Annotated in this window: 18 protein-coding genes; 6 read left to right on the top strand and 12 right to left on the bottom strand. The window is 40.8% G+C overall.

Annotated features, from left to right (window positions below; genetic code table 11):
• Positions 1 to 617: HD domain-containing protein (locus LBQ60_11475; GenBank protein ID MDR2038532.1), on the bottom strand; the 617-nt coding region annotated here is incomplete at its 3' end.
• Positions 618 to 812: 195 nt separating this feature from the next.
• Between LBQ60_11475 and LBQ60_11470 the strand changes: the two genes are divergently transcribed.
• Entirely contained in the window at positions 813 to 1646 is an 834-nt protein-coding gene (locus LBQ60_11470) for an SGNH/GDSL hydrolase family protein (GenBank protein ID MDR2038531.1), read from the top strand.
• A 6-nt stretch (positions 1647 to 1652) separates the two neighbouring features.
• On the opposite strand, the gene LBQ60_11465 is transcribed toward LBQ60_11470, so the two are convergent.
• The 6 genes from LBQ60_11465 to rlmN all read right to left on the bottom strand — a co-directional run bounded on the left by LBQ60_11465 (position 1653) and on the right by rlmN (position 9228).
• The gene (locus LBQ60_11465; GenBank protein ID MDR2038530.1) at positions 1653 to 2399 is read right to left on the bottom strand and encodes a biotin--[acetyl-CoA-carboxylase] ligase; all 747 of its coding nucleotides are present in this window, start codon (positions 2397 to 2399) and stop codon (positions 1653 to 1655) included.
• A gap of 7 nt (positions 2400 to 2406) precedes the next feature.
• Positions 2407 to 6375: a PAS domain S-box protein gene (locus tag LBQ60_11460; protein ID MDR2038529.1), complete on the bottom strand. Its 3969-nt coding sequence runs from the start codon at positions 6373 to 6375 to the stop codon at positions 2407 to 2409.
• A gap of 228 nt (positions 6376 to 6603) precedes the next feature.
• On the bottom strand, positions 6604 to 6927 hold the full coding sequence (gene yajC, locus LBQ60_11455) for a preprotein translocase subunit YajC (GenBank protein MDR2038528.1): 324 nt from the start codon (positions 6925 to 6927) through the stop codon (positions 6604 to 6606).
• Positions 6928 to 6974: 47 nt separating this feature from the next.
• Positions 6975 to 7406: a DUF1573 domain-containing protein gene (locus LBQ60_11450; GenBank protein ID MDR2038527.1), complete on the bottom strand. Its 432-nt coding sequence runs from the start codon at positions 7404 to 7406 to the stop codon at positions 6975 to 6977.
• A gap of 116 nt (positions 7407 to 7522) precedes the next feature.
• Positions 7523 to 7960 (bottom strand): transcriptional repressor, encoded by a 438-nt coding sequence (locus LBQ60_11445; GenBank protein MDR2038526.1) that lies wholly within the window; start codon positions 7958 to 7960, stop codon positions 7523 to 7525.
• Positions 7961 to 8211: 251 nt separating this feature from the next.
• A complete protein-coding gene (rlmN, locus tag LBQ60_11440; protein MDR2038525.1) occupies positions 8212 to 9228 on the bottom strand; it encodes a 23S rRNA (adenine(2503)-C(2))-methyltransferase RlmN in 1017 nt (338 codons plus the stop codon).
• 187 nt (positions 9229 to 9415) lie between these two features.
• Between rlmN and LBQ60_11435 the strand changes: the two genes are divergently transcribed.
• Positions 9416 to 10282: a hypothetical protein gene (locus LBQ60_11435; protein ID MDR2038524.1), complete on the top strand. Its 867-nt coding sequence runs from the start codon at positions 9416 to 9418 to the stop codon at positions 10280 to 10282.
• Between the two features lie 39 nt (positions 10283 to 10321).
• Here the strand turns inward: LBQ60_11435 and LBQ60_11430 are convergent, their stop codons facing one another.
• From LBQ60_11430 to LBQ60_11420, 3 genes are all read right to left on the bottom strand, one after another.
• A complete protein-coding gene (locus LBQ60_11430) occupies positions 10322 to 11836 on the bottom strand; it encodes a redoxin family protein (GenBank protein MDR2038523.1) in 1515 nt (504 codons plus the stop codon).
• 237 nt (positions 11837 to 12073) lie between these two features.
• Positions 12074 to 12253, bottom strand: coding sequence for a hypothetical protein (locus LBQ60_11425; GenBank protein ID MDR2038522.1), 180 nt, complete (start codon positions 12251 to 12253; stop codon positions 12074 to 12076).
• A 10-nt stretch (positions 12254 to 12263) separates the two neighbouring features.
• Positions 12264 to 13373 carry a carboxypeptidase-like regulatory domain-containing protein gene (locus tag LBQ60_11420; protein MDR2038521.1) on the bottom strand — a complete coding sequence of 370 codons (1110 nt, stop codon included), beginning with the start codon at positions 13371 to 13373 and terminating at the stop codon, positions 12264 to 12266.
• Positions 13374 to 13853: 480 nt separating this feature from the next.
• On the opposite strand from LBQ60_11420, the gene LBQ60_11415 reads away from it, so the two are divergent.
• On the top strand, positions 13854 to 14111 hold the full coding sequence (locus tag LBQ60_11415) for a hypothetical protein (GenBank protein ID MDR2038520.1): 258 nt from the start codon (positions 13854 to 13856) through the stop codon (positions 14109 to 14111).
• Positions 14112 to 14113: 2 nt separating this feature from the next.
• On the opposite strand, the gene LBQ60_11410 is transcribed toward LBQ60_11415, so the two are convergent.
• Both LBQ60_11410 and LBQ60_11405 read right to left on the bottom strand, forming a co-directional pair.
• Entirely contained in the window at positions 14114 to 16171 is a 2058-nt protein-coding gene (locus LBQ60_11410) for a TonB-dependent receptor plug domain-containing protein (protein ID MDR2038519.1), read from the bottom strand.
• Entirely contained in the window at positions 16168 to 16533 is a 366-nt protein-coding gene (locus LBQ60_11405) for a BlaI/MecI/CopY family transcriptional regulator (GenBank protein ID MDR2038518.1), read from the bottom strand. The genes LBQ60_11410 and LBQ60_11405 overlap by 4 nt, the downstream gene beginning before the upstream one ends.
• 211 nt (positions 16534 to 16744) lie before the next feature.
• Between LBQ60_11405 and LBQ60_11400 the strand changes: the two genes are divergently transcribed.
• From LBQ60_11400 to LBQ60_11390, 3 genes are all read left to right on the top strand, one after another.
• Complete coding sequence (locus LBQ60_11400; GenBank protein ID MDR2038517.1) at positions 16745 to 17296, top strand: AAA family ATPase; 552 nt, start codon at positions 16745 to 16747, stop codon at positions 17294 to 17296.
• 299 nt (positions 17297 to 17595) lie between these two features.
• Positions 17596 to 20634: a hypothetical protein gene (locus LBQ60_11395; GenBank protein MDR2038516.1), complete on the top strand. Its 3039-nt coding sequence runs from the start codon at positions 17596 to 17598 to the stop codon at positions 20632 to 20634.
• Between the two features lie 209 nt (positions 20635 to 20843).
• On the top strand, positions 20844 to 23878 hold a 3035-nt coding region (locus LBQ60_11390), incomplete at its 3' end, for a DUF1565 domain-containing protein (GenBank protein MDR2038515.1).

Raw genomic sequence — 23878 nt, 5'->3', positions numbered from 1 at the left:
ATTCTGGGATGCCTGTATTTTAGGCTCAGGTCTTCCAACTCCTGTTTGATGGTGTAGAATCCCAGCCGGTGAGCCATCGGGGCATACAAATAAATGGTCTCTGTGGCGATTTTGATCTGCTTTTCCGGTGACAAGGCATCCAGGGTACGCATATTATGCAGCCTGTCTGCCAGTTTGATCAGGATCACCCGCAGATCATCCGATATAGTGAGCAACATCTTACGAAAATTCTCGGCCTGCAAAGACGAATTATTGTCAAAGACATCAGAAATTTTGGTCAACCCGTCCACTATAGCAGCTACCTTCTTTCCGAACTGGTTCTCAATAAATTCAAGGGTATAATCTGTATCTTCCACCACATCATGCAATAATGCGGCAACTACAGAAGTGGTGCCTAGTCCTATTTCTTCCACAACAATACGTGCCACAGATATAGGATGGATGATATAAGGCTCTCCTGATTTCCGACGCATATTTCCATGTGCTTCATGTGCCAGGTCGAATGCTTTGCGGATCAGGTTAAGGTCTTCCCCCGAACGAATAAAAGTAGAAACATGAAGCAGTTCCTGAAATTGGTTTTGGATAGCAATTTCTTCCGCTTCTGTCAATACGGACATAGGCTTGTTTTGGTTAATTGAAAAACAAAAAGTAAATACTATGCACAAAGTTACACAAAATCATGATATGGTAAGTATCAAATCATAATATTCAATATTCAATATTCAAAGTTCAATATTCAAAGTTCATAGTTCATCGTTCGTCATTGCAAAACAGGAATGATTACCTTTGTTCATTACAAATCGGATATGAATATGAATAAGTTATTGATTGTATGTGTATTTCTGTTGGGATGGAGTCATATTGGTTTTTCCCAATCCATAAAATGGGTCGCCTTAGGTAACTCTATCACCTATTTGAATGATCATCCTTCCGAAACAGGGAATAGGGTGGAGAAGGGGTATATGACCCGCGTAGTGGAACAATTGCCGGATATAACTTATGTGAATAAGGGATTCAATGGCTGGACCTCAGGTGGAATAGCTGAAAAGATCAATGACCTGGGGTTGGAAAAAGCCGATGTTTATACCGTTTTTCTCGGAACCAATGACTGGTGGTCCGGACGACAGGTCGGAACCATAGTGGATTATACGGGTAATACCGGCCATCAGACTGTATATGGAGCTTTTCGTATCATTATCGATCACTTGCGCCATCTTAATCCTCACGCAAAAATTATATTATTGACTCCTTTGCAAAGGGGGGATTTCGTTTACCTGGGTAATTTTGAAAACCGTGCATATGGTTCTTACCGGGAGAAAAACGGACAGATGTTGTCGGATGTTGCGGATGCTATCATCCGGATTGCCAAACACGAAAAAATTCCTGTGATCGACCTGTATCGGAAAAGCGGGATCACGCCCAAAAACATGGTGAAATTCAAACGGCTTAAAGATCCGTCGAGCGGCTTATACCGGGATTATACGTATCCTACATATATTGACATACCCTTTGATCCCAAAAACGATGATTATCCTTATCCTACAGAAGCCATTGATATGACTTACGATGGACTTCATCCGTCCGATAAAGGAAACACAGCCATAGCCCGGTTATTGGTAAAGGAAATGAAAAGAATTTCCAGATAGACCGTTTCAGAGGTATTCAACTTCTTTAAAACCAAATGTTTTCCGCTCATTTTCAGTGGAAATCGTTTCAAGCATCCCATATTTGTTTACTCCGGTAATGCGCGCTTTAAATGTTTTATTTTCAGCACTGAACAAACTCAGGTGATTGAACCGGTACATCTGTTTCAGATAATCGGCACTTAAGCAATTGGTATCCTCTTTCAGTTGGTGGTAACGAAATGCAATACATTCCAACACCTGATCCATAGCGGTATCTAAATCAAATGTCTTTCCGGTGATTTGCTTCAGCGAAACAGGGTTAGGTGCATTACCCGTAAATTTTTCCTGGTTGATGTTGATACCTATTCCGGCAACACTTTTGGTCAAATAGGCGCCTTCAATAAAATTCTCAATCAATATACCGGTAATTTTTTTGTCGCCGATATACACATCGTTCGGCCATTTAACAGATGCATCCGGAACATATTGGGAGATAAAATCATATACAGCCAGCGATATCACTTTTGAAAGACCAAACTGTAGGGTCCCTTTTAAAAAAACGGGATATAATATGATAGAGAATGTAAGGTTCTTTCCGGGTTCACTTTCCCACATATTTTCCCCGATTCCCCGCCCATGTGTTTGTTCATGGACAATAGCGACAGTTCCTTCCGGTAATTTTTTTTCGCCTGACAATTGTAACAGGTAAGGATTGCTTGAATCGGCCTTCTCAACCTTTATCATTGTTCGATGAGGAAATACCATGTTTGTCATGGATTCATTATTCATTTGCTGTCAGGTGCTTAATGGTAAAATGGAAAGTGGATCCTTGATCCGGTTCAGAATCAACATAAATCTCTCCTCCAAGCATGTAGACAAGATTCTTGGAAATGGCCAATCCTAAGCCGGTGCCCGATAGATTCCGGACATGATTGTCCTCCACCTGCCTGAAGCGGTCAAAGATAATATTTTGTTTGTTCCGGGGTATCCCGATCCCCGTATCAGAAACAGTAAAATGGACAAATCCGTCGCCTGGAATGCGGCATTGAACATTGATGTAACCTTTGTCTGTAAATTTAATGGCGTTATCTATCAGGTTTCCAATTATTTGTCGTAATCGTATGGAATCTGTTAAAATGACATCTTCCCTGGCAGGGAGATCCATGATGAATTCCAGTTTTCTCTTTCCTTTCCGTTGAATTAACTGGTTATAAAAATTGCCCAGGTCCTTTAGGAATACTCTCAGTTTACACGGCACTGTCATAATTTCCATTTGCTGTGATTCAATCTTGGAAATATCAATGATGTCATTGATCAGATTCAGCAACATATAACAGTTATTATTGATAATTTTCAGATATTGCCTTTCTTTTTCAGGCATGAAATCGGTAGAGATCATCTGGGAGAAACCGATGATCCCATTCATTGGGGTACGGATCTCATGGGACATATTTGCCAGGAACGTGGATTTTAATAAATCTGATTCTTCCGCTTTTTCTTTTGCCCTGATTAATTCCAGTTCCATATTTTTTCGTTCGGTGAGGTCAATGGCTGTAACGATATGTACAATCCTTCCGTCTACCCAACGAATATTGGATGCTGTCATCTGTAACCAGACATTGTCTTTTTGATTGTGTTGTTCATAAGTGACTACATCATGTAATTGGTCGTTTTGTAATTCATTCGGTATTTCTCCGAATGTCTGATGGATTGAGGTAAGATCTACTTTTCCATTTAAAATTTTCCTTACTTTTTTATTAGAAAATAACATCTGATCATTGACAGCATCGATAACGTAAATATAAGAAGGAATGTTATCGAGGACGGTTACAAGGGATAAGCGGGTATTTTCCTGGGCGATTTCAGATCTTATTTTTTGTATTGAGCCGGATAAGATCGGCGTAAAACCTTTGACCAGGTTGATTTCTTCGTCCGTCCATTTTCTTTTGTAGCCACACTCACCAAGGCAGATACATCCTTTCAATTTACCACCTAAATATAAAGGAACATAAAGTAACGATAACACACCATGCATCAATGCAATGTCTCTTAATGGAGAAGGCATTTGCTCAACGTCATGTATGATAATTTCCTGCTGATGTGTAAAAGATTGGTATATAAAATCAAATACATCAAACGGGTAATGTTTGAATTTATCAATTTGCGGTTCAATACCGGTATTGCACCATTCATAGGTATAATATGCTGACCGGGTATCATCGGATAATTCATATATGGCTACCCGGCTGGCTTTTAAGTAAGTTCCTACTTCTGCAAGGGAATCATGAATGCTTTTTTTGAGATTTTCCCCTCTTTGTAGAGGTATAAGAACACGATTCAGTAACTTTTGCTGTTCGAGATTACGCGATATGTGATGTCGGGCAATATTTTGTAATTTTTCGGCCTTTTGTTTTTGCAGCGCACCGGATACTATTTGAGAAAAACTAAGGAGGAAACTTTCCTCATCATAGGTCCAGCTTCTTATTTCGTTGACACCAAAGATAATGGTCCCGAATATATCCCCGTCAATAAATAATGGTACCAGTATCAATGATTTTATTTTACGACTTTCTATGATGTCTTGTACATCTTTACTAACCCGGTTGAAATGATCAATATAAATGATCTCACTTTCCCAAAACCGGGATATTCTTACTTCTTCAGAGATATATTCATTAAAAATGGGAATTGTATCTGATGAAAATGATAGATTACTCTCATTCCATTCAAACAGGCATTCCATATACCTGAACTGGTCCTTGAATTTAAAAACGGAGACAGTATTTGCATTTAAAAACTTTCCGATCTGGCTAATGGATTGATGGATAATCGGATCAATTATTTCACTTTTTTGCAATGGAAGTAAAATATTGTTCAGCAAACGTTGGCGTGAAAGTGTGTTTTCAATATGTTTCTGGGCCTCCACCTGCTTGGTGATATCGGTATGTGTTACCACAATACCTTTGATGTATGGATTATCCAGCATATTAACGGCCACAGCTTTTATTTCAGCCACAGTTCCATCAGATTTGAAAGCCCGGTATCTGCAATCGGCTAATTCATGGAATTTTAAAGTGTCCTGAATGTATCTGGCAACAATTGAGATGTCTTCAGGATGGATGAATTTGAAAGCAGATTTATTGATCATCTGTTCTACAGGATAGCCGAATGTTGTATAGCAGGATGGGGTCACATAAGATATAATACCGTTTACATCCATAACAGTAACCATATCCTGGAGTTTATCAACAATTGTCTGTAAACGGAGTTCACTAAATGTAAGCGCTTCATTGGCTTTTACCTGTTCGGTGACGTCAATGACCAGTCCGTCACAAAGTACGGTATGGGTATTTATGGCATGGGTAACACATGATACGCGAAACCATTTCATATCCCCGGATTCCACCTTTCCCAGGAATGTAAAATCATGTGTTCCGATATCGCCGGCTATATTTAGTTTTTCAATATTCTCCTGTGACATTTTATTGAAGAGGACATCAGCATTTTTTAAAACAAAATCTTTATTCAGGCCGATCATCTCTGTGAAACGTTTGCTGAGATGGGTAAATCTGACTTTAGATGTTTTCAGGTCCTTCTCCAATTGGAATATAAATCCATTAGGAAGATTATCGCTTAAATTTCCTAATTTCCGTTCATTCCGGGACAAAGCATCGGATTTAATCCGGAATGAGTGTTCCAGTTCATCATGGTGTCGCTTTAATTCTTTTTCATACAGGTATTTTTCGGTATTATCCCGTAGGATTACACCTAAAAATTTATCATCATTGATGATGAGGGGAAAAATGGTGGTATGAATGTATCGTGGTTGGTCTGTATGGGAAATACACAGATTATATTCTTCCCGGAAAGTATGGTCTTGTTTACTTTTAAGTATTTCATGGATCATTACTTTGTAATGACTCTCATAATCATCATATTGTTGGGGATGTGCCAGGATCTTTTTTGCTATATCCCATATGAAATACCTGGTAAGTTGCCTTTTTGAGAGGTTGGTGAAAACTTCCGCATTCTTGTTGGCATCCAATATCCTTCCGGATTTATCCAACAAAATAATACCTTCATGAGATTGTTCAAAAAAAGACAGGAACTTGATCCTGCTTTCTTCCAGTTCCTTTTGTGTTTCTTTATTTTTTTCAATTTGACGGGATAATTCATCGTTAATGGATAATAATTCTTCATTAACAGACATATATCCGTCAACCAAAGCGTCTAAAGTTTGATCAAAGTTTTCTGATTGTTCGTTTTTTTTGTTTTTTTTCTCAGGATCATCTTTAATGATCATCCCTAACAGGTTCTTATTATTTTCTTTTATTAAAAAGTATTCGGCATATGTATGTTTTGGAATACCAGCCTTATTGATAAATTGCTGGTAACTTTTACCTCCTTTTTCGGCAGTTTCCCACAATAATGGTAATTCTTTTCCATTTTTGGTATTGGTATAAATAGAGTCGGTTAAATCCAACTCGCTATATATATTCCAGAGTAGACGACCTGTAATATCGCCAATGGGAATGCCTGTGATTTTTGATAATGAATGATTTACATCAATGATACATCCCTTCTCATTGACTATAAGAATGCCATCTGAAATATGATCAAATATTTTCTTGTACCTTGAAGTAAATTCAGTCGAATTTTTGGTGTTATTTTGTAACACCATATTTTCTAACTGAATACGTTCTCCATGCGAAAAAAAACCAGTACTCCTTGATTTCACCCCCGCTTTCATTTTATTTTCTTTACGAAGAAATACTTATGCGATACACTATAATACGAAATCGAAAGGACAAAAGTTATAATTATTTTGATCTTTCTTATCCTCTCTAAATTACAGCAAAAACCATCATATTACTAAGCTATTTACAAAAATGAATCTTTCAAAAAAGTATTTGTAAAAATAACAAAAACCTCACCCTTTTGTCTGGAAGGATGAGGTTTTGTACAAGTTTGAACCGGTTTATTTTTGTGCCGCCAGATCGGTTGAATCTTTTAAAATAGCATACTTATCTACTTTTATGGTAAGTCCGTTGGCTATTTCCATTTCAACAGTACCATCGCTGATTCCTGTAATTTTACCGTATATACCTCCGGTAGTAACTACTTTATCTCCTTTTTGCAGACTATCACGATAATTTCTCAATTCTTTCTGTTTTTTCATCTGTGGACGAATCATGAAGAAATAAAAAACAACGATAATCAACAATAAAGGAAGGAAAGATCCCAAGGCTCCCATTCCACCCTGACCTTCTGTGGCCTGTAATAAAACGTATAATGTTGTCATATAATGATGAATGATTAATGATTAATGATTAATGATTATTCTTTTTTTTATTCTACCTCACCTACCAGGGTTAAAATATTTGTCGATGGTTCTGTATTGGTAGCTATGGAGATATTTTTCTGTTGTTTTCCCGGACGTCCTTTGGTATCAAATACCACTTCCAAAGTTCCTTTTTTTCCGGGAGAGATAGGCTTTTTAGTATATTTGGGTACGGTACAGCCACAATACGTATTGACTTTCTGAATCAATAAGTCGGCATCACCCGTATTTGTGAATTCAAAATTATATTTTACTTTTTCCCCCTCTTTCACCTTACCGAAATTATGTTCCATTTCAGTAAATTCAATGGTTGTCTTTTTTAAAGGAACCTCCTCTACATCCACTTGTTTTCCGGCATTATTCTTTTTGCTGTTACATGCCGAACCCAGGAATAATACTACCACCAATGAAAAATACAATACTTTCTTTACCTTTTTCATAAAAAACTTTTCACAAAGTTAATAAAAATAATGCTAGTAAGACGTGATACAGATAATTTTTGACTGATATTTGATTTAGCGTTAACGGGACATAACCACGATCTTTCTGGAAGATGCTATTTCTTTTCCCCGTAAATGTATAGGGAATACTGGATAGGAGAGAAATTATTTTTCTCACAGACTTCATGAATGATCTGTTGTAGGCGCGGATCCGAAAATTCGATGACCTCGCCGCTTTTTACACAGATCATATGTTCATGCTGTGCTCCAGGATAAGCCTTTTCAAACTGGGCAATATTCTTTCCAAATAAGTGTTTTATCACTAGATTACAGTCTAATAAAAGATCGATGGTATTGTAAAGTGTGGCCCGGCTAACCCTGTAATTTTTGTTTTTCATTAAAATATACAACGACTCGATGTCAAAATGAGTATCATGCGAATATATTTCATCTAATATGGCATACCTCTCGGGGGTTTTTCTATGACCATTCCGTTCCAGATAGTTGGTAAAAATATTTTTTACCTGTTCTTTCATATCGACTTGGTTTTTCATAATTGCCTAATATATAATTTATCGTGCATTATGCCATAGTTAATCCTTTCCTATTACTAGCTACTATGTCAAATGCTATCCGGTTCTTTCAATTAGAACATCTGATCTACAGCCATAGATTATTTTTTGATGTCATCTTCTCGGTTCCGGTAAATTGGCTGATTCCATTTTCCGTAAAAAATCACTGCAAAAATAGTAATATGTTTTTAGAATTTATAATCAATCTAAATAAAAATAACAGCAGTTTTATTTTATTGATTCCTGGCAGTTGACAGCATTCCACAGGCTGCATCAATATCCATTCCACGTGATTGCCTGACCGTTGTGACGATCCCTTTTTCATTAAGCGTTTCTGCAAATTGCCGGATAACAGATGTTGCCGATGGTATAAACGGACTTCCCGGAATAGGATGGAATGGGATCAGGTTTACCCGGCATTTTAACCCGGATAGTAGTTTTACCATTTCTTTTATCTGCTGATTTGAATCATTGATCCCTGATAACATAATATATTCGAAGGAGATCCTCCTTTGGCGGTTCAGGTCGTATGTTTTGAGTAAGTCTATGATTTGTTTTATCGGATACTTATTTTCAACCGGCATCAGTTTCCGTCTTTCCGCAGGATCGGGATGATGAAGGCTTACAGCCAGATGGCAACGGCTGTTATCCATAAAATGACGCACAGAAGGAAGTATGCCAATAGTTGAGACGGTAATGCGTTTAGATGCCCAGGCATACCCGTAATCAGCGGTCAGTATATCCAGGCTTTTCATGACTTCTGCCAGATTGTCAAATGGTTCTCCCATACCCATATACACGATATTGGTCAACACATCATGGTCGGGTAAACTTTGAAACTGGTTGAGGATATCAGTAGCATTCAGGTTACCCCTCATTGGCTGTCGCGCTGTCATGCAAAATGAACAGCCCATACGACACCCGACCTGGGAAGAAATACATAAAGTAGCCCTGTCGCGGTCGGGAATAAATGCTGCCTCTACATACTTATCTTCCAATACGGGAAATAGAAATTTTTTTGTACCGTCTTTGGATATTTGTTCAGCTACCGGAGCCTTTAAACCTAAGGTATAATGTTCTTTAAGTAGTTCCCTGCTTTTTAAGGATAAATTTGTCAAATCATCCAAAGACGATATCTTTTTCTTATACAACCAGTCAGAAATTTGTTTTACAGTGAAAGACGGAAGGGACAAATCTTTCACGATTTGTGATATTTCCTGAAAAGTCTTTCCGAATAAGGGTGGTTTCATAAAAAATACCGGCTTAAAATGACAACGCTCAAAGATAATATCATTTTTATGTATGTGGGAATAGTTTGTGAAAGCAATTGTGTAAAATGGAATGAATTTTGCGCCACCAAAACAATTTTAAGCACTCGGTGCTATTTATTGTTTTTTAAATGGCATTAATTTATTGGTATTCTTTAAACGATATATCATGTCAAAGATCAACTTCTTAGCGATATTCATCAGTGTTTTCACCTCATCTGCAATTTTTGCCCAGGACCAGTATAGTTACAGGGGATTTGACGCGCCTGTAAGTGTTACGCAATATGGCGGTTATTTCTATCTCTCTAATGCCGGAGAAAGAGACAACAGGTATGTGAAAAATGGAAATGGATATATTTCACGGGTTAAAAGTGATGGTAGCCAGGAAAATGTAACCATGAAATATATAACAGGGTTGAACAGTCCACATGGGATATGTGCTTTACAAGGGAAGTTGTATATCTGTGATGTCGATCATGTGGTAGGTATAGATCTGCAGTCGAAGAAAAAAATATTTGAATTAAATTTTTCAGGTGAAGGTACCAAACAACTTACAGGAATTGTGGCTGCCGACAACAATACGTTATATGTATCTGCTACCGACATTGATGCCATTTATAAGGTGGATATCGGGAAACAGGCGTTTGAAAGGTGGATGGAAACTGTATCTCCTACGACCATGCTGATCAACAACAACAAAATGTATGTAACCAGCTTCGGCACGGATAGCCTGCCTAACGGGAAACTGGGTGTTATTGATATGTTAAAGGAAACTTATCAGCAATTGGGCGATTATGAAGGATATCTTTGGGGATTGGCTTTGGATGGTCAAAAGCTGTATTTCTGTGATTGGGTGACATTCGGCAACCGGGGAGTAATCAGGTGGCTGAATCTGGAATCCGGCGATAGCGGGCAGGTAAAACTGACTACCAGAATGGGTGGGCCTGCAGATTTTATTTACGATTCGCGTAACGATGTCTTTATTGTACCGGCTCTTTTAGAAGGAGTCGTATATGGTGCCATTGGCTTTAAGTAAAAAAAACCTAAGCCATAGGAGTAGCTATTTATTCACCTATTATTGATTCAATAATTCTTCTATTCGTTGAGTGATGGCTTCTTTTTCGGTCGGAGGAACTACGTCTGTATAGATGGTCTTACCGCTCCGGTCAATTAACATATAAGTGGGAAAAATATCTAAAGGAAACCTGTTTTCCATTTCGAGTTGTTGTTCTTCGGATAACCGGTAATGGACGACGTTTTCCCCCGTCAATTTCATTTTTGTGATCAGATTTTTCCATGTATTTTCGGGAGAATTAACGGCCAGATGCATAAAGACCACATCTTTTTCTTTTAAGGTTTCCCTCAAGGTGTTCATATATGCCATCTGGGCACGACACGGACCACACGATGTTTCCCAGAAATTCAGGTAGATCACTTTCCCCTGGTAAGGCGCTATCATTTGCTGGAAAAGTTGTCCGGGATCTGCTTCCTTAAAAGATAAACGGTCAGTATTGGTGGTCTTTATATTACTATCTATGTCATACTCCAACGGTAGCATATTTCCGATACGTTGTTGCCCAAACTCCCCGGTAAAACGGATTTTATCTACCATATTGGTATTTCCGTATGGATCAATCGAAAAAGCATTTGTAAGGAAATAAATATCAGACTGGTCTCTTTTGTGTAGTACACTCATTTTTAAATAAATATATTCCGTTTCTGACCACTTTAAAGGTTTTATTCCCTCATTGATCCGTACCTGTTTTATAGGAAGGGTATCCTTAATACTGAAAAGAGTGTGAGGATCAGTAAGAAAACCTTCATGAAAGACACGGTGATGCGATGCTTCTAATGTATTCTGGGAAAGATTTTTGAAAAAATTACGGGGCGAATTGGTGTAAATAATCTCCCGGCGTTTTTTTATCATTTTATTATTAGGCTCCAGGTCAGTAAATAAAGATGTTCCCAAAAATAAAGAGAATCGAATACTATTATTACCTAAATGTCCTGCAGAAGAAGAACCTGTGAGAAATAAACCTCCATAATAGGCCTCAAAACTGATCAGATTGAACTGTATGCTGTAACCTAAGTATTTATTTTCAATAACGAGCGGCTGATCAGCAGTAGCCGATAATTTTCCTGTATTAGCATTATAAAAAAGTTGGATATCATCTTCATTCAGTATTCTGCAGGACCTTCCGGCTTTATTCATTCCCAGGAACTGCTCCCGGAATGCTTTCATTTTCTGCTTCCTGCTATACCGGTCTGTCTGGATGACCACCTCCCTTATGGAATCCACCTGTTCTTCCAGGTAAATCTTACTTAGATCTTTTTCGAATGGATCCGGGATAGATTCTGTATGATAAGATAAGTGTCTGAATATTAAACTTGTATTTATCTTTTTTTCTATGAGTAACTCAAACTTTCCATCTGCATTGGTGGTTGTTTGATAAGAGGTTCCATCAAGATATACATGCACATCTTTGACAGGTAGTTTGGTGACAAGGTCATAAACAGATCCGCTCAATATTTGCGCATATGCACAAGGAACAATTAATAGCAAACTTAATGCAATAATAATGATTCTCATTGATATTTTATTTAGATGACCGGCGAATCAAATAATCCAAAGGTAGCATATTTCCTATACGATATTCCGAAAAGTTTAAAGATAAAATTATTTTATTCCACTTTATCGATATTTCCATATGGATTTATTATCAACGAGCCAGTAAAAAAATGATTCTTGACCATTGATTATCCGATTCATCGTATATCACTAAAAATACTACCAGATGCTGGTTGGATCCGGCTACAGTACCATTTTTCAGGAGTCAAAACCAGATATGGAAACGCTTTTTGGAGAAAGGGCATCATTCAGGAAAACATATACCTCTGTCACAAACTTTTTTGTTTTCCGGTCACAGACCACACCTTGTATGTTTTGGGTATAGGCATGATGAATAATAATGGAGATACAAAGCGAAAAAATAGTTTTAAGCCTCATAATAGTAGAATTATTCAGAAAGCTGATAATCCAGGGGGAGCATTTCTCCTACCCGGTACCATTGATATCTCCACGAAAAAATGATTTTCTTAATCCGGTCGGTATTTCCGTATGGGTCTACCATGAATGAATCGGTAAGAAAGAAAGTTCTGGACCATAGATCATTGTGAAGAATCTTAATATCGGCATATACTTTTTCTTCTATCCCGGTATCTTCCTGGGTAAACTCGAAATCAGGGTTGAGGATGATCGTTTTTAAAGGGGAGATATCTTTTACGATAAAGCAGGAGTCGGGTGGGAATTCAACGGACGTTTTTAGTTTTGCATTTGAGCCTAAAAGAGTAAGCAGTGTGCCGGAGGATTTGTTTTTCAGGCTATCCGGTATTTCTTGTTTGGATTCCGTCTCATAATATAGCTTAAATCCGGCGGTTGATAAAGTTTGATTGGCCAGGTGATGGAAAAAGTTCCGTGGAGAAGTCTGGTAACTGAGATCGCGCCGCTTTTTGATGATTGAATTCTCAGGGCTTAGATCTTTAAAAGATCTGGGGCCCATTAGGGAAACGGATTTGGCATAGTCGGACTCCAACGTATTATCATTGGAATACATAATTCTAAATTCATCTAATTGAAATTCGATCTCATATCCCAGGTAACTGTTCCTGACAATTACCGGATGATCGGCATAAGCGGAAAGAGTTCTGGAATTCGGATGGTATACGAGTTGAATATCTTTTTCATTCAGGATCTTACAAGCCTTTCCACCTCGGGTATTTCCTAAAAACTGTTCCCTGAAAGCCTTTAGCTTTTGTTTACGGCTAAAGCGATCTGTCCGGATCACGACTTCCTCGATCGGGTTTAGTTCCTCCTTTAGAAATAAGGTATCAATTCCTGACCAGAAAGGATTAGGTATCAGTGCTAACTCGTAAGATACATGCTTTAATACAAGATGGGTGTTGAGCAGTAGTTTTTTTGCATTTAACTCAAATTTTCCGCTTTTATCTGTAATGGTATGAATAGAGGTGCCATCCAGATAAACATGTACATCAGCCACCGGCTTTCTGGTTTCCTGGTCACAGACTACGCCTTGTATAGATTGAGCATTCAAATAAGGAGTAAACACACACCCATAAGTATGTAATTATCAATCGCCTCATTAATCACTATTTTTAATTCATGCATGCTATAACAAGAGATATGATCTTTCACCACTATGACAAATATAAATAATTAAACCATTCAAAACAAAAAGCAACCGTATTGACTTCCTTTTCTACTTAGAGAAGTAGGTATAACCTTATGAACTACGTATGAATAAAAGGTTTTACCTATCTGGTGGAAGTTTCCCGGTTGCCTGGAAAAGCTAACGCTTTCATCTGAAAAATCCGTATGTACATCTTTTGAAGTTTATACCATACACATCGTCTTTTAAGTAATGATTCAGATCATAAATTGCGCAATTGTTTCTTCTTCAAATATACAATAAAAAACGATAAGTTGTGCCATTTTTCCATATATTTTCACATATAAATAAAATATCCTTATTTACAGGGTTGTAAAGGAGATAAACTTGTAATAGTCACCGTTATGGGAAAGGGAATCATTGTGTTTACGGGAAGTAATAACCCCATGCTACGACTGGGTAGTTCACCCTGTCAGTTATGAGGGCGGCAATGTATTGAATGCCGCCCGTTCGTTTTTCCCGGAGTGTGGGACTGATATTATCGAAACATTTTTCCTGCCACAGTATTATGACCATTTTGATGACAACTGCGGAACCATGACTCATCCGGAACTAAAAACAGAGCTGGAAATCAAAATTGGTGTTTTCAAAGATCGTTTAGGGATGGCTGATAGATAATTTTAATTGGCAATGTGTTCTAGCATGTAAGTGTAAGATGTTCCCGTTTTTGTCTTTGATGTTTTTCTCGACATTTTGGCAGGCTGGTCATTTAATACGATTACCCGGTTAGTATTTGAAGCGGATAATTGTTCCACAGCTTCAACTTTTTTTCCATCTACATATACTGATAATTGATCCCCGGGATGATATGCGAGTACAAAACCTTTAATCATTACGTAATATGCGTCGTCCTCAAATCCGACCGACATGCGGGTGATAATGTCTGATTTTTCGGTAATGTCCTCTGGTTTAGCGGGAGGGGAAATATTCGGATTTCTGCTCAATCCCTGACGTATGCGGTAATCCTGAATGACCCCGATAGGCTTTCGAGTTTTTTCGGATTCGACTTCCATTTTCATATATGTCCCTTTTTTGGTACTTGTCTCTTTTTCAATTTCATCCGGTGCATCTTTGGTTGTGATGATGATTACCCCGCTTTTTCCTTTCTCCCCGTATAGGGCTGTGGCGGTACTATCTTTAAGAATACTGAAAGAAAGGATTTTATCCTGGGATAACTCAGTGATCCTTTCTGCGGTTGATTCTTTTCCGTCGAGAATGATCAATGCATTATTCCCTTCGAAAGATGTAATACCCCGGATAAAGAATTTTGTTGAAGAAACATCTGGCGGTACTTTATATGTACGGGACTCTTCAGGTTTATCTTCTTTTTTATCTTTTTTCATTTCATCAGGAGCGTCTTTTGTTACAATAAGCACTACCCCGTTTTTTCCTTTCTCCCCGTATAGAGTTGTAGCGCTTGCATTCTTAAGAATACTGAAAGAATGGATATTATCCGGGGATAATTTGGAAAAGGTTTCTGTAGATGTTTCTTTTCCATTGATGATAATCAAGGGGGAAGATGATATACCCCTGATCCAAAAGCCTTCCGGCAAAGTATCCGATGTTACAGTATAACCGTCAGGAGTTCCGATAGCGATCGGGGTCAATCGAAGGGATTGATTAATAACCGGCTGTTCGGTTACAGCATCTTTATCCTGAACTATGGTTGCTATCATAGGGTCCGGTTCATTTTCCGGAAGTATTATCTGTTCGTCTGACAAGGCCAAATGCCCTGTCTCGGAAACGGATGTAATGTTTTCCTCAATACCGGAAGCGCGTACAAGTAACATCGCAGCCATCAACAAAGGAAAGGCGAGCAAATATTTGGCATAAAGTACGCGGGGGGAACTTTTCTTGTTCATTTTCATAATTCGGTTTTTTAGGTGATTGAAATAGAAATGATTGGCAATGGAATAATGGCCATTACCGGTTACTTTCAACAGGTGATATTGATAATGCTTGCGGTCGAACCCTTTTTTCAGGATACGGCTGTCGGTATAGTATTCGATGTTTTGCCGCAGATCGTTGCGCATCATCCATGCAACAGGATTATACCAGCATAGACAGGTGACCAGTTCGGACAGGAGGATATCTGCTGAGTGCCAGTTGCGGCAATGGATCCGTTCATGTTCAAAGATCTCGTCCAGTTCTTCTTCCGAATACCTGTCCGAAGGCAGGAAGATCCAGTTGAAAAATGAAAACGGGGAAGACGAATGATCCATGATGACCACGGTCTGGTTACCCCGGGATTGTTTCCGGGAACGATGGACCAGGCCCATGATACGTAAAAATTGGATCAAACGCTTACAGGCAAAGTAAGCGGCGCCTGATCCCAGGAATATAACCAACATGGTGACCCAATTGATACTAAAAGCAGCATGTGTTTCAGCCGCAGTTTCCCCCACCATGGTGATCTCCTCCGGATAAATGCTGAACAATATCTGATATATTTCGGAGGCTGAAGGAACATATCCGGAAACCATAACGGTCGTTTCACTTCCTGAAAACCATGAAGCAACATTGATCAGCGGGAAAAAGAAGATGGCCAGCAGGGTCAACAGCAGGTACCAGCGGTGATGTGCATAGAAGGTATCCCTTTTCAGGAACAATGCATAAAACCCGTATAGCAACACAAGGATAATGTTGGCTTTCAATAAGTACAATAAAAATGTATTCATGGGTTCTCCTGATTTTCAATTAAACGGATGATCTCCTTTAATTCGTCGGCCGAAATCCTGTGTTCCCTGGCAAAAAAAGTGACCAGGTTGCTGTAGGAATCACTGAAGTAATCCTTCACAAAACCCGACATGAACTGTTTTTTGTATTCTTTTTCAGATACAACGGGAGTATATTCGAAAATATTCCCGTATTTCCGGCCTGTAACATATTCCTTACGTTCCAGGTTTTTCACGGTAGACGCCAGTGTTGTATACGGAGGTTTCGGTTCCGGGTACTGATCCAGGATATCCCTGACAAAAGCTTTTTTCAAACGCCATAAGATCAACATGGCTTCTTCTTCCTGATAGGTTAATTTTTCCATTACACACAATTGATTACGAATATATCGCAAAGCTACGAAATTTTCGTAACAAAAGCAAATGTTTTTTGGAAAAAATAAAAAAAATATGTATAAGTAGTTGATTTATATGGAATAATCTTGTTCTGATAATCTATGAATAATTATCTTTAGGCCGGATATGTGTATTGCGATTTTTCAAACTTTCAAACTTTATAAACTTTCAAACTAAAAAATGAACCGTAAAAGTTATCGTTTTTTTGTGATAACCGGAGGGCCGGGCGTTGGAAAAACCACTTTACTGGAAGCCCTGAAAGAGCAGGGATACAAATGCGTGCCTGAGGTTGCCCGTGAAATCATCAGGGAGCAGATGGAATCAGACGGAGATGCTTTACCCTGGAAAAATAAGGAGTGGTATGCAACGCTGATGCTTGAACGCTCTGTCCGGAGTTACCTGGAAACAGAAGCCGGTGTGGCAGGAAATGAGCCGGTATTTTTCGATCGCGGAATACCGGATACATTGTGTTATGCGGGAATGATAGGAATGAAATTCCCGAAGAAAGTCATGCGCGACATCAGTAAGTATATATACTGTCCGGAAGTATTTTTGCTCCCTCCATGGGAAGAGATCTACCATACGGATGGCGAAAGGAAACAGGATTGGGAAGAAGCTGTACTGACCTACAAAAATATGAGAGAGACATACCTGAATTACGGATACCGGATACTGGAAGTACCGAAAGTGAATACGGAAAAAAGGGTGGAATTCGTTCTGGGATATATATAAATTTCGATAGAAATTATTCTTTAGAATTGTTTTTTATCCATTTTTATTTACTTTAGTGGCGTGATATTTTTAAATTTATAGAGGAGTATTTGAAATATCCATGAGAAATATACATACTGATCGGCAATAAAGACGATAATTTAAGAGAAAGATTTATTTCGAGAGTATGGCACTTTTATAGATCTGATCATTATAGATGATGTGAAATCAGTGTTTTTTCTTTTCAGGAAAGGGGGGAAATATCTGAGATTTATGAACTTATTTACCAATGAAAATCAATTACTGAAAATACTTTAAATATGCGAAAAATACAATGGAACCTAGTATGGATGTTTTTTTGGTTGGCAGGACATGTATTAACCGGTCATGCGCAGGAAGAACTGAAATTGCCCGAGATCATTCCGGCTTCTCCGGAAGCGGCAGCTATTGCCAAATACATCAATTATCCTGTAGATTATAGTACCGGACTGGTGAAAATAGAAATTCCGCTGTACGAGATCAAAGCGGGGGAAATAACATTGCCTATAACTTTGAGCTACCATGCATCCGGCATCAAGGTAAATGAAAATTCAGGCTGGGTAGGCATAGGGTGGACACTCAATGCCGAACCTTCGGTATCCCGTTCGGTAAGAGGGCTTCCGGATGAAAAAACTCACGGTGGCGTCGGATACCTGAAAAATACCAAGGTAGGGGCAAACGATTGCATCTATGAAAAAAATATGGCAGACGGAGGGGCGGACGAAGAGCCCGATGATTTTTATTACCGTTTGCTGGACCGGAGCGGTGGCTTTTTTTTCAAAAAGTCAGGAAGTGCGGTCAGCAGGGTCACCGTTCCGTACGACCCGGTGGAGATTACCCATGGCGAAAATTCCATCAACCAGATCAACAGGATAGAAATAAAGGATGAAAAGGGCATACATTACCTGTTCCAGGACATTCTGGAAACAACCGGCAAATTGACCGGAGCCGTCGAGACAAATGTAGCCGTTACCGGATGGAAGGTATCCAGGATCATTTCAGGGAACAAAGCCGACACGCTCTCATTCGGATATGATTCATCCGGCGAAACCATTTACAATAACGGGGATATGGTGATTATAGAAGATAGTACATCTATATCTGCACAATATAACCCGCTGGGTTGTAGTAACGTCGGCTTTCCTTATGTCGCGTCGGTGATACAAGGACAATCAGATAATACTGTCTATGCGGTAGAAAATTCCGGAGAACTGACTCCGGTAAACGGTTGCCGGTTCAATTCAACAGTCAATCATCCCAATTCCTATGTAAGAAGCCGGAAACTGGCGGAGATCAGGTATCGCGGGGGAACCGTATATTTTTATTCCACAGGAAGAGAACAAGCCAGGCTGAAATATATTGTCATTGCGGATAACAATGGCCGGAAGATCCGGACGATCGAATTCGAGACCAGCGATTTCGGGATATATACGACCGGTACCTCTACTCCTACTTCGGAAGATGCCCGGTTTAAGCTGGATGCCATCCGTATTAAAAACAGTAAAAACGAGATCATAGAAACTTACCGGTTCGGTTATGAATTCAACCAGCTTCCTCTGCGAAAGAGCAGGGATTACGATCATTGGGGCTACTACAACGGCGCCGGAAATACTACAGCCGTTCCCAGGTGTGAAACCGGGTGCATTCTCAATAACGATTCCCGGGTCAATATTGCCATCGGCGGCGCGGAAAAAGAAGCAAACGAAGCCACCATGCGGTGCGGCATGTTGAAAACCATCATATACCCCACCGGGGGAGAAACCCATTTTACCTACGAACCGCACCAATATAAGACCGAAAACGGCGGAATCGTACAATGCGGCGGGTTGCGCATAGCCTCTATCCACGACATTCCGAATGATATGGACGCCGGTACCTACCGTATATTTAAATATGGTAAAGACGAGGAAGGCGACGGCATATCCCGCTGGAAAGTTGCATGTAATGATTATATGTCACAGTATGATAAAAATTACGGAGGGGCTATCGGAACATCGAGGGTCCGCACCTACTATTCGTCTTCCCTTACGGATCTTTTTTACTCGGCAGGCGCTCCGGTGATGTACGAACAGGTGACGGAATACCGGTCGCCCGATATATTCCTGAACAATACTACCGGTAAAACGGTATATACCTATAATGTCAATGCCGAGTATCCGGTAAGGCGTTTTGAACTGAGTCCGTATTACGAAAATAACAGGGGCGGTTGGCTGATCGGGCAATTGATCAGGAAGGAAACATTTAACCGGGACGGGGATACGCTTTCACGGACTGTATACCAATACCGTAATTTTAAAACAGATATCATGGGCAGTGCCAGGATTGCCTGGCGCAAAACCGTAGGACCTCTCGATGCTTCGGGATGCTACGAGGATGGTGTAGTAATGCTCGGTTATCTCATCCAGTCCGGGGCCAGAAAGCTGGAAGCCGAAACGGCCTATGAGCGCTGGGGCGGAAAATGGGTGAAGACAGAAAAGAGGTATGAGTATAATTCCCTTCTTTTCCCTTCTAAGATAAAGACCCTTACCAGCCAGAACGTTTACATCACGGATGAGTATCAATATGCACCGGATAAGCAGTTGACAGGGGATGCGGAAGTGGCCAGGAGCCGGCTGGTAGCCGACCGGAAACTCAACACCCTGATAAAGCAGACCAGGACGCATATAGATAAGGAACAGGTCACCCAGTATCAGTATCGCTTATTCAACGACAAGGCGCTGTTATCCGCCGTAGAGGCCAGTACCGGCCCGGGAAGAGCCATGGAAACACGAATCCGGTACTATGCCTACGATCCTTATACCAATCCCGTAACGGTTTCCTATGAAGGAGGACCGAAGGTGAGTTACCTGTGGGGATATAAAAAGCAACACCCCGTGTTGAAGATCACCAATGCCGGTGAGCAGGAATTCAGGTATTACAGTTTCGAGGAAGGTCCGGAAGGAACAAAAGGCATGTCCGCGGCCGGCGATAAGTATCGTAACGGTTCCATGGTGATCGATTTTATGCTTCCTAACAACCGGGAATACGTGATCGATTATTATTACCGGAGCGACGGGAAATGGCACTATAAAAAACAGGCATATACAGGCTCGTTTACCCTTCAGGAAGGAAATGCGCTGGACGAGATCAGGATATACCCGGCCGACGCGCAGGTCACCACCTATACCTGTCAACCTCTGGTGGGAGTGACCTCCGAGACGGATACGGCCGGACACATTATTTATTATGAATATGACCGTTTCGGCAGATTGGCGCGTATCAAGGACCAGAACGGGAAAGTGCTCAAGGAACACCGGTATCATTATCGGGAAAGCAATTGAGAATTAAAAATTAAAAATTAAAAATGGAGAACTATGAATTATAAACTATGAACTATGAACTATGAATTTTTCAGTTCATCATTTATTGTTCATCATTCATACTTTTTAACTTTTTGACATTCCGACTTTATGAACTTTCAAACTTTCAAACTTTTAAACTTTATGAACTTTTTAGCTTTCCTACTTTATCAACTTTCATACTAAAAAACATGAGAACTTTATCTTACATCCGTTTAATATCCTTTTTTACCATCATATTATTGAGTGCATTCCCGATAAAAAACCACGCACAAGAAATCTTAAAGCAAGAGAGTGAAACTGTCAGGATGTATCGCCAGCAGCTGTCCCGCAGCATTTCCCGCATGACGGGATTAGGCTGCGATACGTTACAGATGCAGCGGATGCTCCGCGAACTTGCCGGGTTGAAGGAAGGTAATGCCGTAAACCGTACGGTACTATCTGCCGGTACCGACATCGCCCTGCAATCCGCCATCAACGAACCCGGTAATTACCTGAATATCCCCGATACCTATCAATGGTACGTGTCGCCCGACGGCAACGACAATAACCCGGGGACCCAACAGGCACCCCTGAAGAACATACAAACAGCCATTGAACAGGCTTCGTCCGGCGACGCCATTAAAATAGCGCCGGGAAAATACACGGAAACGCTTTATATCAATAAGAACGTCTATCTGTTCGGCAGCGTGGAATGTCCGCAGTCCGTTGTAATAGAACCCTACACAGATTACGGCGGAATAGAAATATCGTATTGTTCCCCGGAAATACACGGGATAACCATTATAAAAGCCACCACCGGGATATATATCAACAGCGCTTACCCGTTTTTCTCACATCTCATCATTACCCAGAGCGATGGGCCTGCCTTGTCCGCCGTCGGTCAGTATTTCAGCTATGTCATGTGTAACTCGTTGATCTATGAGAATAACGCCTGGGATAATCCTGTGATGAACCATGCACCGAGCGGTCAGAATGCTGCAGCCTATGCTGATATCTGTAACGTAACCATTACCGATAACCGGGGTTCTGTCGCGATCCAGAGCTGGGGCGGTTTTTTTACCTTTTACCTGCTGAACAATATTTTATATAATACGGAGACGATCAGAGAAATCAGCATTCAATCCATGAATCATTCCGCAGAAGTGCAATATTGCCTGATCCGGAATAAAAACGAATATTATAATATTTCCTCACTAGACGGTGTGATTGATAACGATCCTTTTTTTGATATTGAAGATCTCTCTGAAGGAAGATATCGTTTATTAAACCATTCTCCTTGCATTGATGCAGGAACCCCCGATTTTTACGATTACAGCAGTCCCCCGGGCAAGGGCGGCAGCCGCAGCGACATGGGCGCCTACGGCTGGGAATCCAGGATGACGAATATCTGCCGGATGGCGGCGCCCGGTGATGACTTTGCATCGGCCATCGAAATGGGAACATACGACGGCAGTTTCCTGTATGAAGATACACGCAATATAGATCTTTATACCAATCAATATCCCTGGCCAGGAGAAGGTCCCGACGTCTTTTACCGTTTTTCTACTACCGTTACGATGGATATAGAGATCAACCATTGCGGTTCCGAAGCATATGACACCTATGTTGCCCTGCTGAGCACCACTGCAGGTATCCTGCACGAGAGCCACGATCCCCCGGCGACTATTCCCTGCAATTCCGGATCCGGGGAACAGGCCGGATTACTGATCCGTAACCTCCCTGCGGGCACCTATTATGTTTTATCCAAGAGCTTTTCGACAGGCAATAATGATGAACTGACCACTACCGTTCGGGGCTCAATGCCCGGGGATACCTACCATACGCCCATTCATACGGCAACGGTTCCGTACAACAAAAGTTTCCTGTATACCGATACCAGGAATACTTCCCTGTACAGCAACGCCTATAACGGGCAATCCACTAATGACGTTTTTTACCGGTTCACGACCTCAAAGGCGATGAATGTGGAGATCTCCCATTGCGGTTCCGGTCTGGACAATACTTATCTCCATCTGCTTAACGAAGCCGGCACCCGTATTGACTATAACGACGATTATTCAGGGGAAGGCGCCTGTAATTCTTCCCTGCATGCGTATTTGAAAAAAACGGAGCTGCCTGCCGGTACTTATTATGTAGTTTCCGAAGGATACAGCGATAACGGCGAAATAATGACCCGGATAAAAGGAACAGTGAAAGGCGACGCTTTCGACTATCCCTTCGAAGCGGGTACCTTCGACGCTCCGGGCACTTACCGTAATACGCTGAATATGGGCGATTTCACCAATACATACGAGGGAACATCCTATAACGATGTGTTTTACCGGTTCACGCTGACTACCCCGATGGCAGTGGAGATCAGTCATGTGGCTTCCGTATTGACCCGCCTTACCCTGTTGCGTTCCGGAGGGGAAGTATATACCTACAGTACCGGAGGGGATAATATTTCGCAGCAGCCCCACTTGTATATCAACTGGCTGGCTGCCGGCACTTATTACGTAGTATCCGAGGGAACCAACGGCAACGGGGTGATCGAAACAAAAATAGAGGTGGATCTTCCGGAACCCGAAGTGGATCCCGTATGTAACCACAACTATATCCAGACCATCGTACCCCTGCAGGAATTCAATGCCGTACCACCGGAAACGATGCCGTCTGCCTCACAGCACATGATCACTATGGAATATTTCGACGGGCTGGGGCGGCCCTTGCAGTCGGTAGCTGTGGGCGCCTCTCCTGACGGATCGGATATTATTACTCCTGTCGCCTATGACGAATTCGGCCGGGAAACCGTGAAATACCTGCCTTATAAGAGTCCGGCAAGCGACGGGCAATTCCGTATCGACGCCCTGGCGGAACAGGCTTATTTTTACCATAGGAACGGTAACGGTCCTGCCGATGTGGCCAAGGATAATTATCCCTACGCAGTAACGGTGCTGGAGATGTCGCCTCTGGACAAGGTAATTAAACAGGGGAACCCCGGCGGGGACTGGCATCCCGATTACGGACGCACCCACCGGTTCTGGTACAACACCAATACCTGGAACGACATACAGGCATGGCTGGTACTGGAAGATGGTTTTTATACGCCTGATGATTTTTATAGCGAGGGGACTCTTTACCGTACGGATATGGTGGACGAAAACAATCATCTTTCCTACGAATATAAGGATAAACAAGGACGGGTGGTGATGACCGGACGTACAAAGCCTGACGGACAACTGTC

Source organism: Bacteroidales bacterium (genome assembly GCA_031275285.1).
Lineage (GTDB): Bacteria > Bacteroidota > Bacteroidia > Bacteroidales > UBA4181 > JAIRLS01.
The sequence above is the reverse complement of the archived record's forward strand: the minus strand, read 5'-3'. Positions and strand labels throughout refer to the sequence as shown.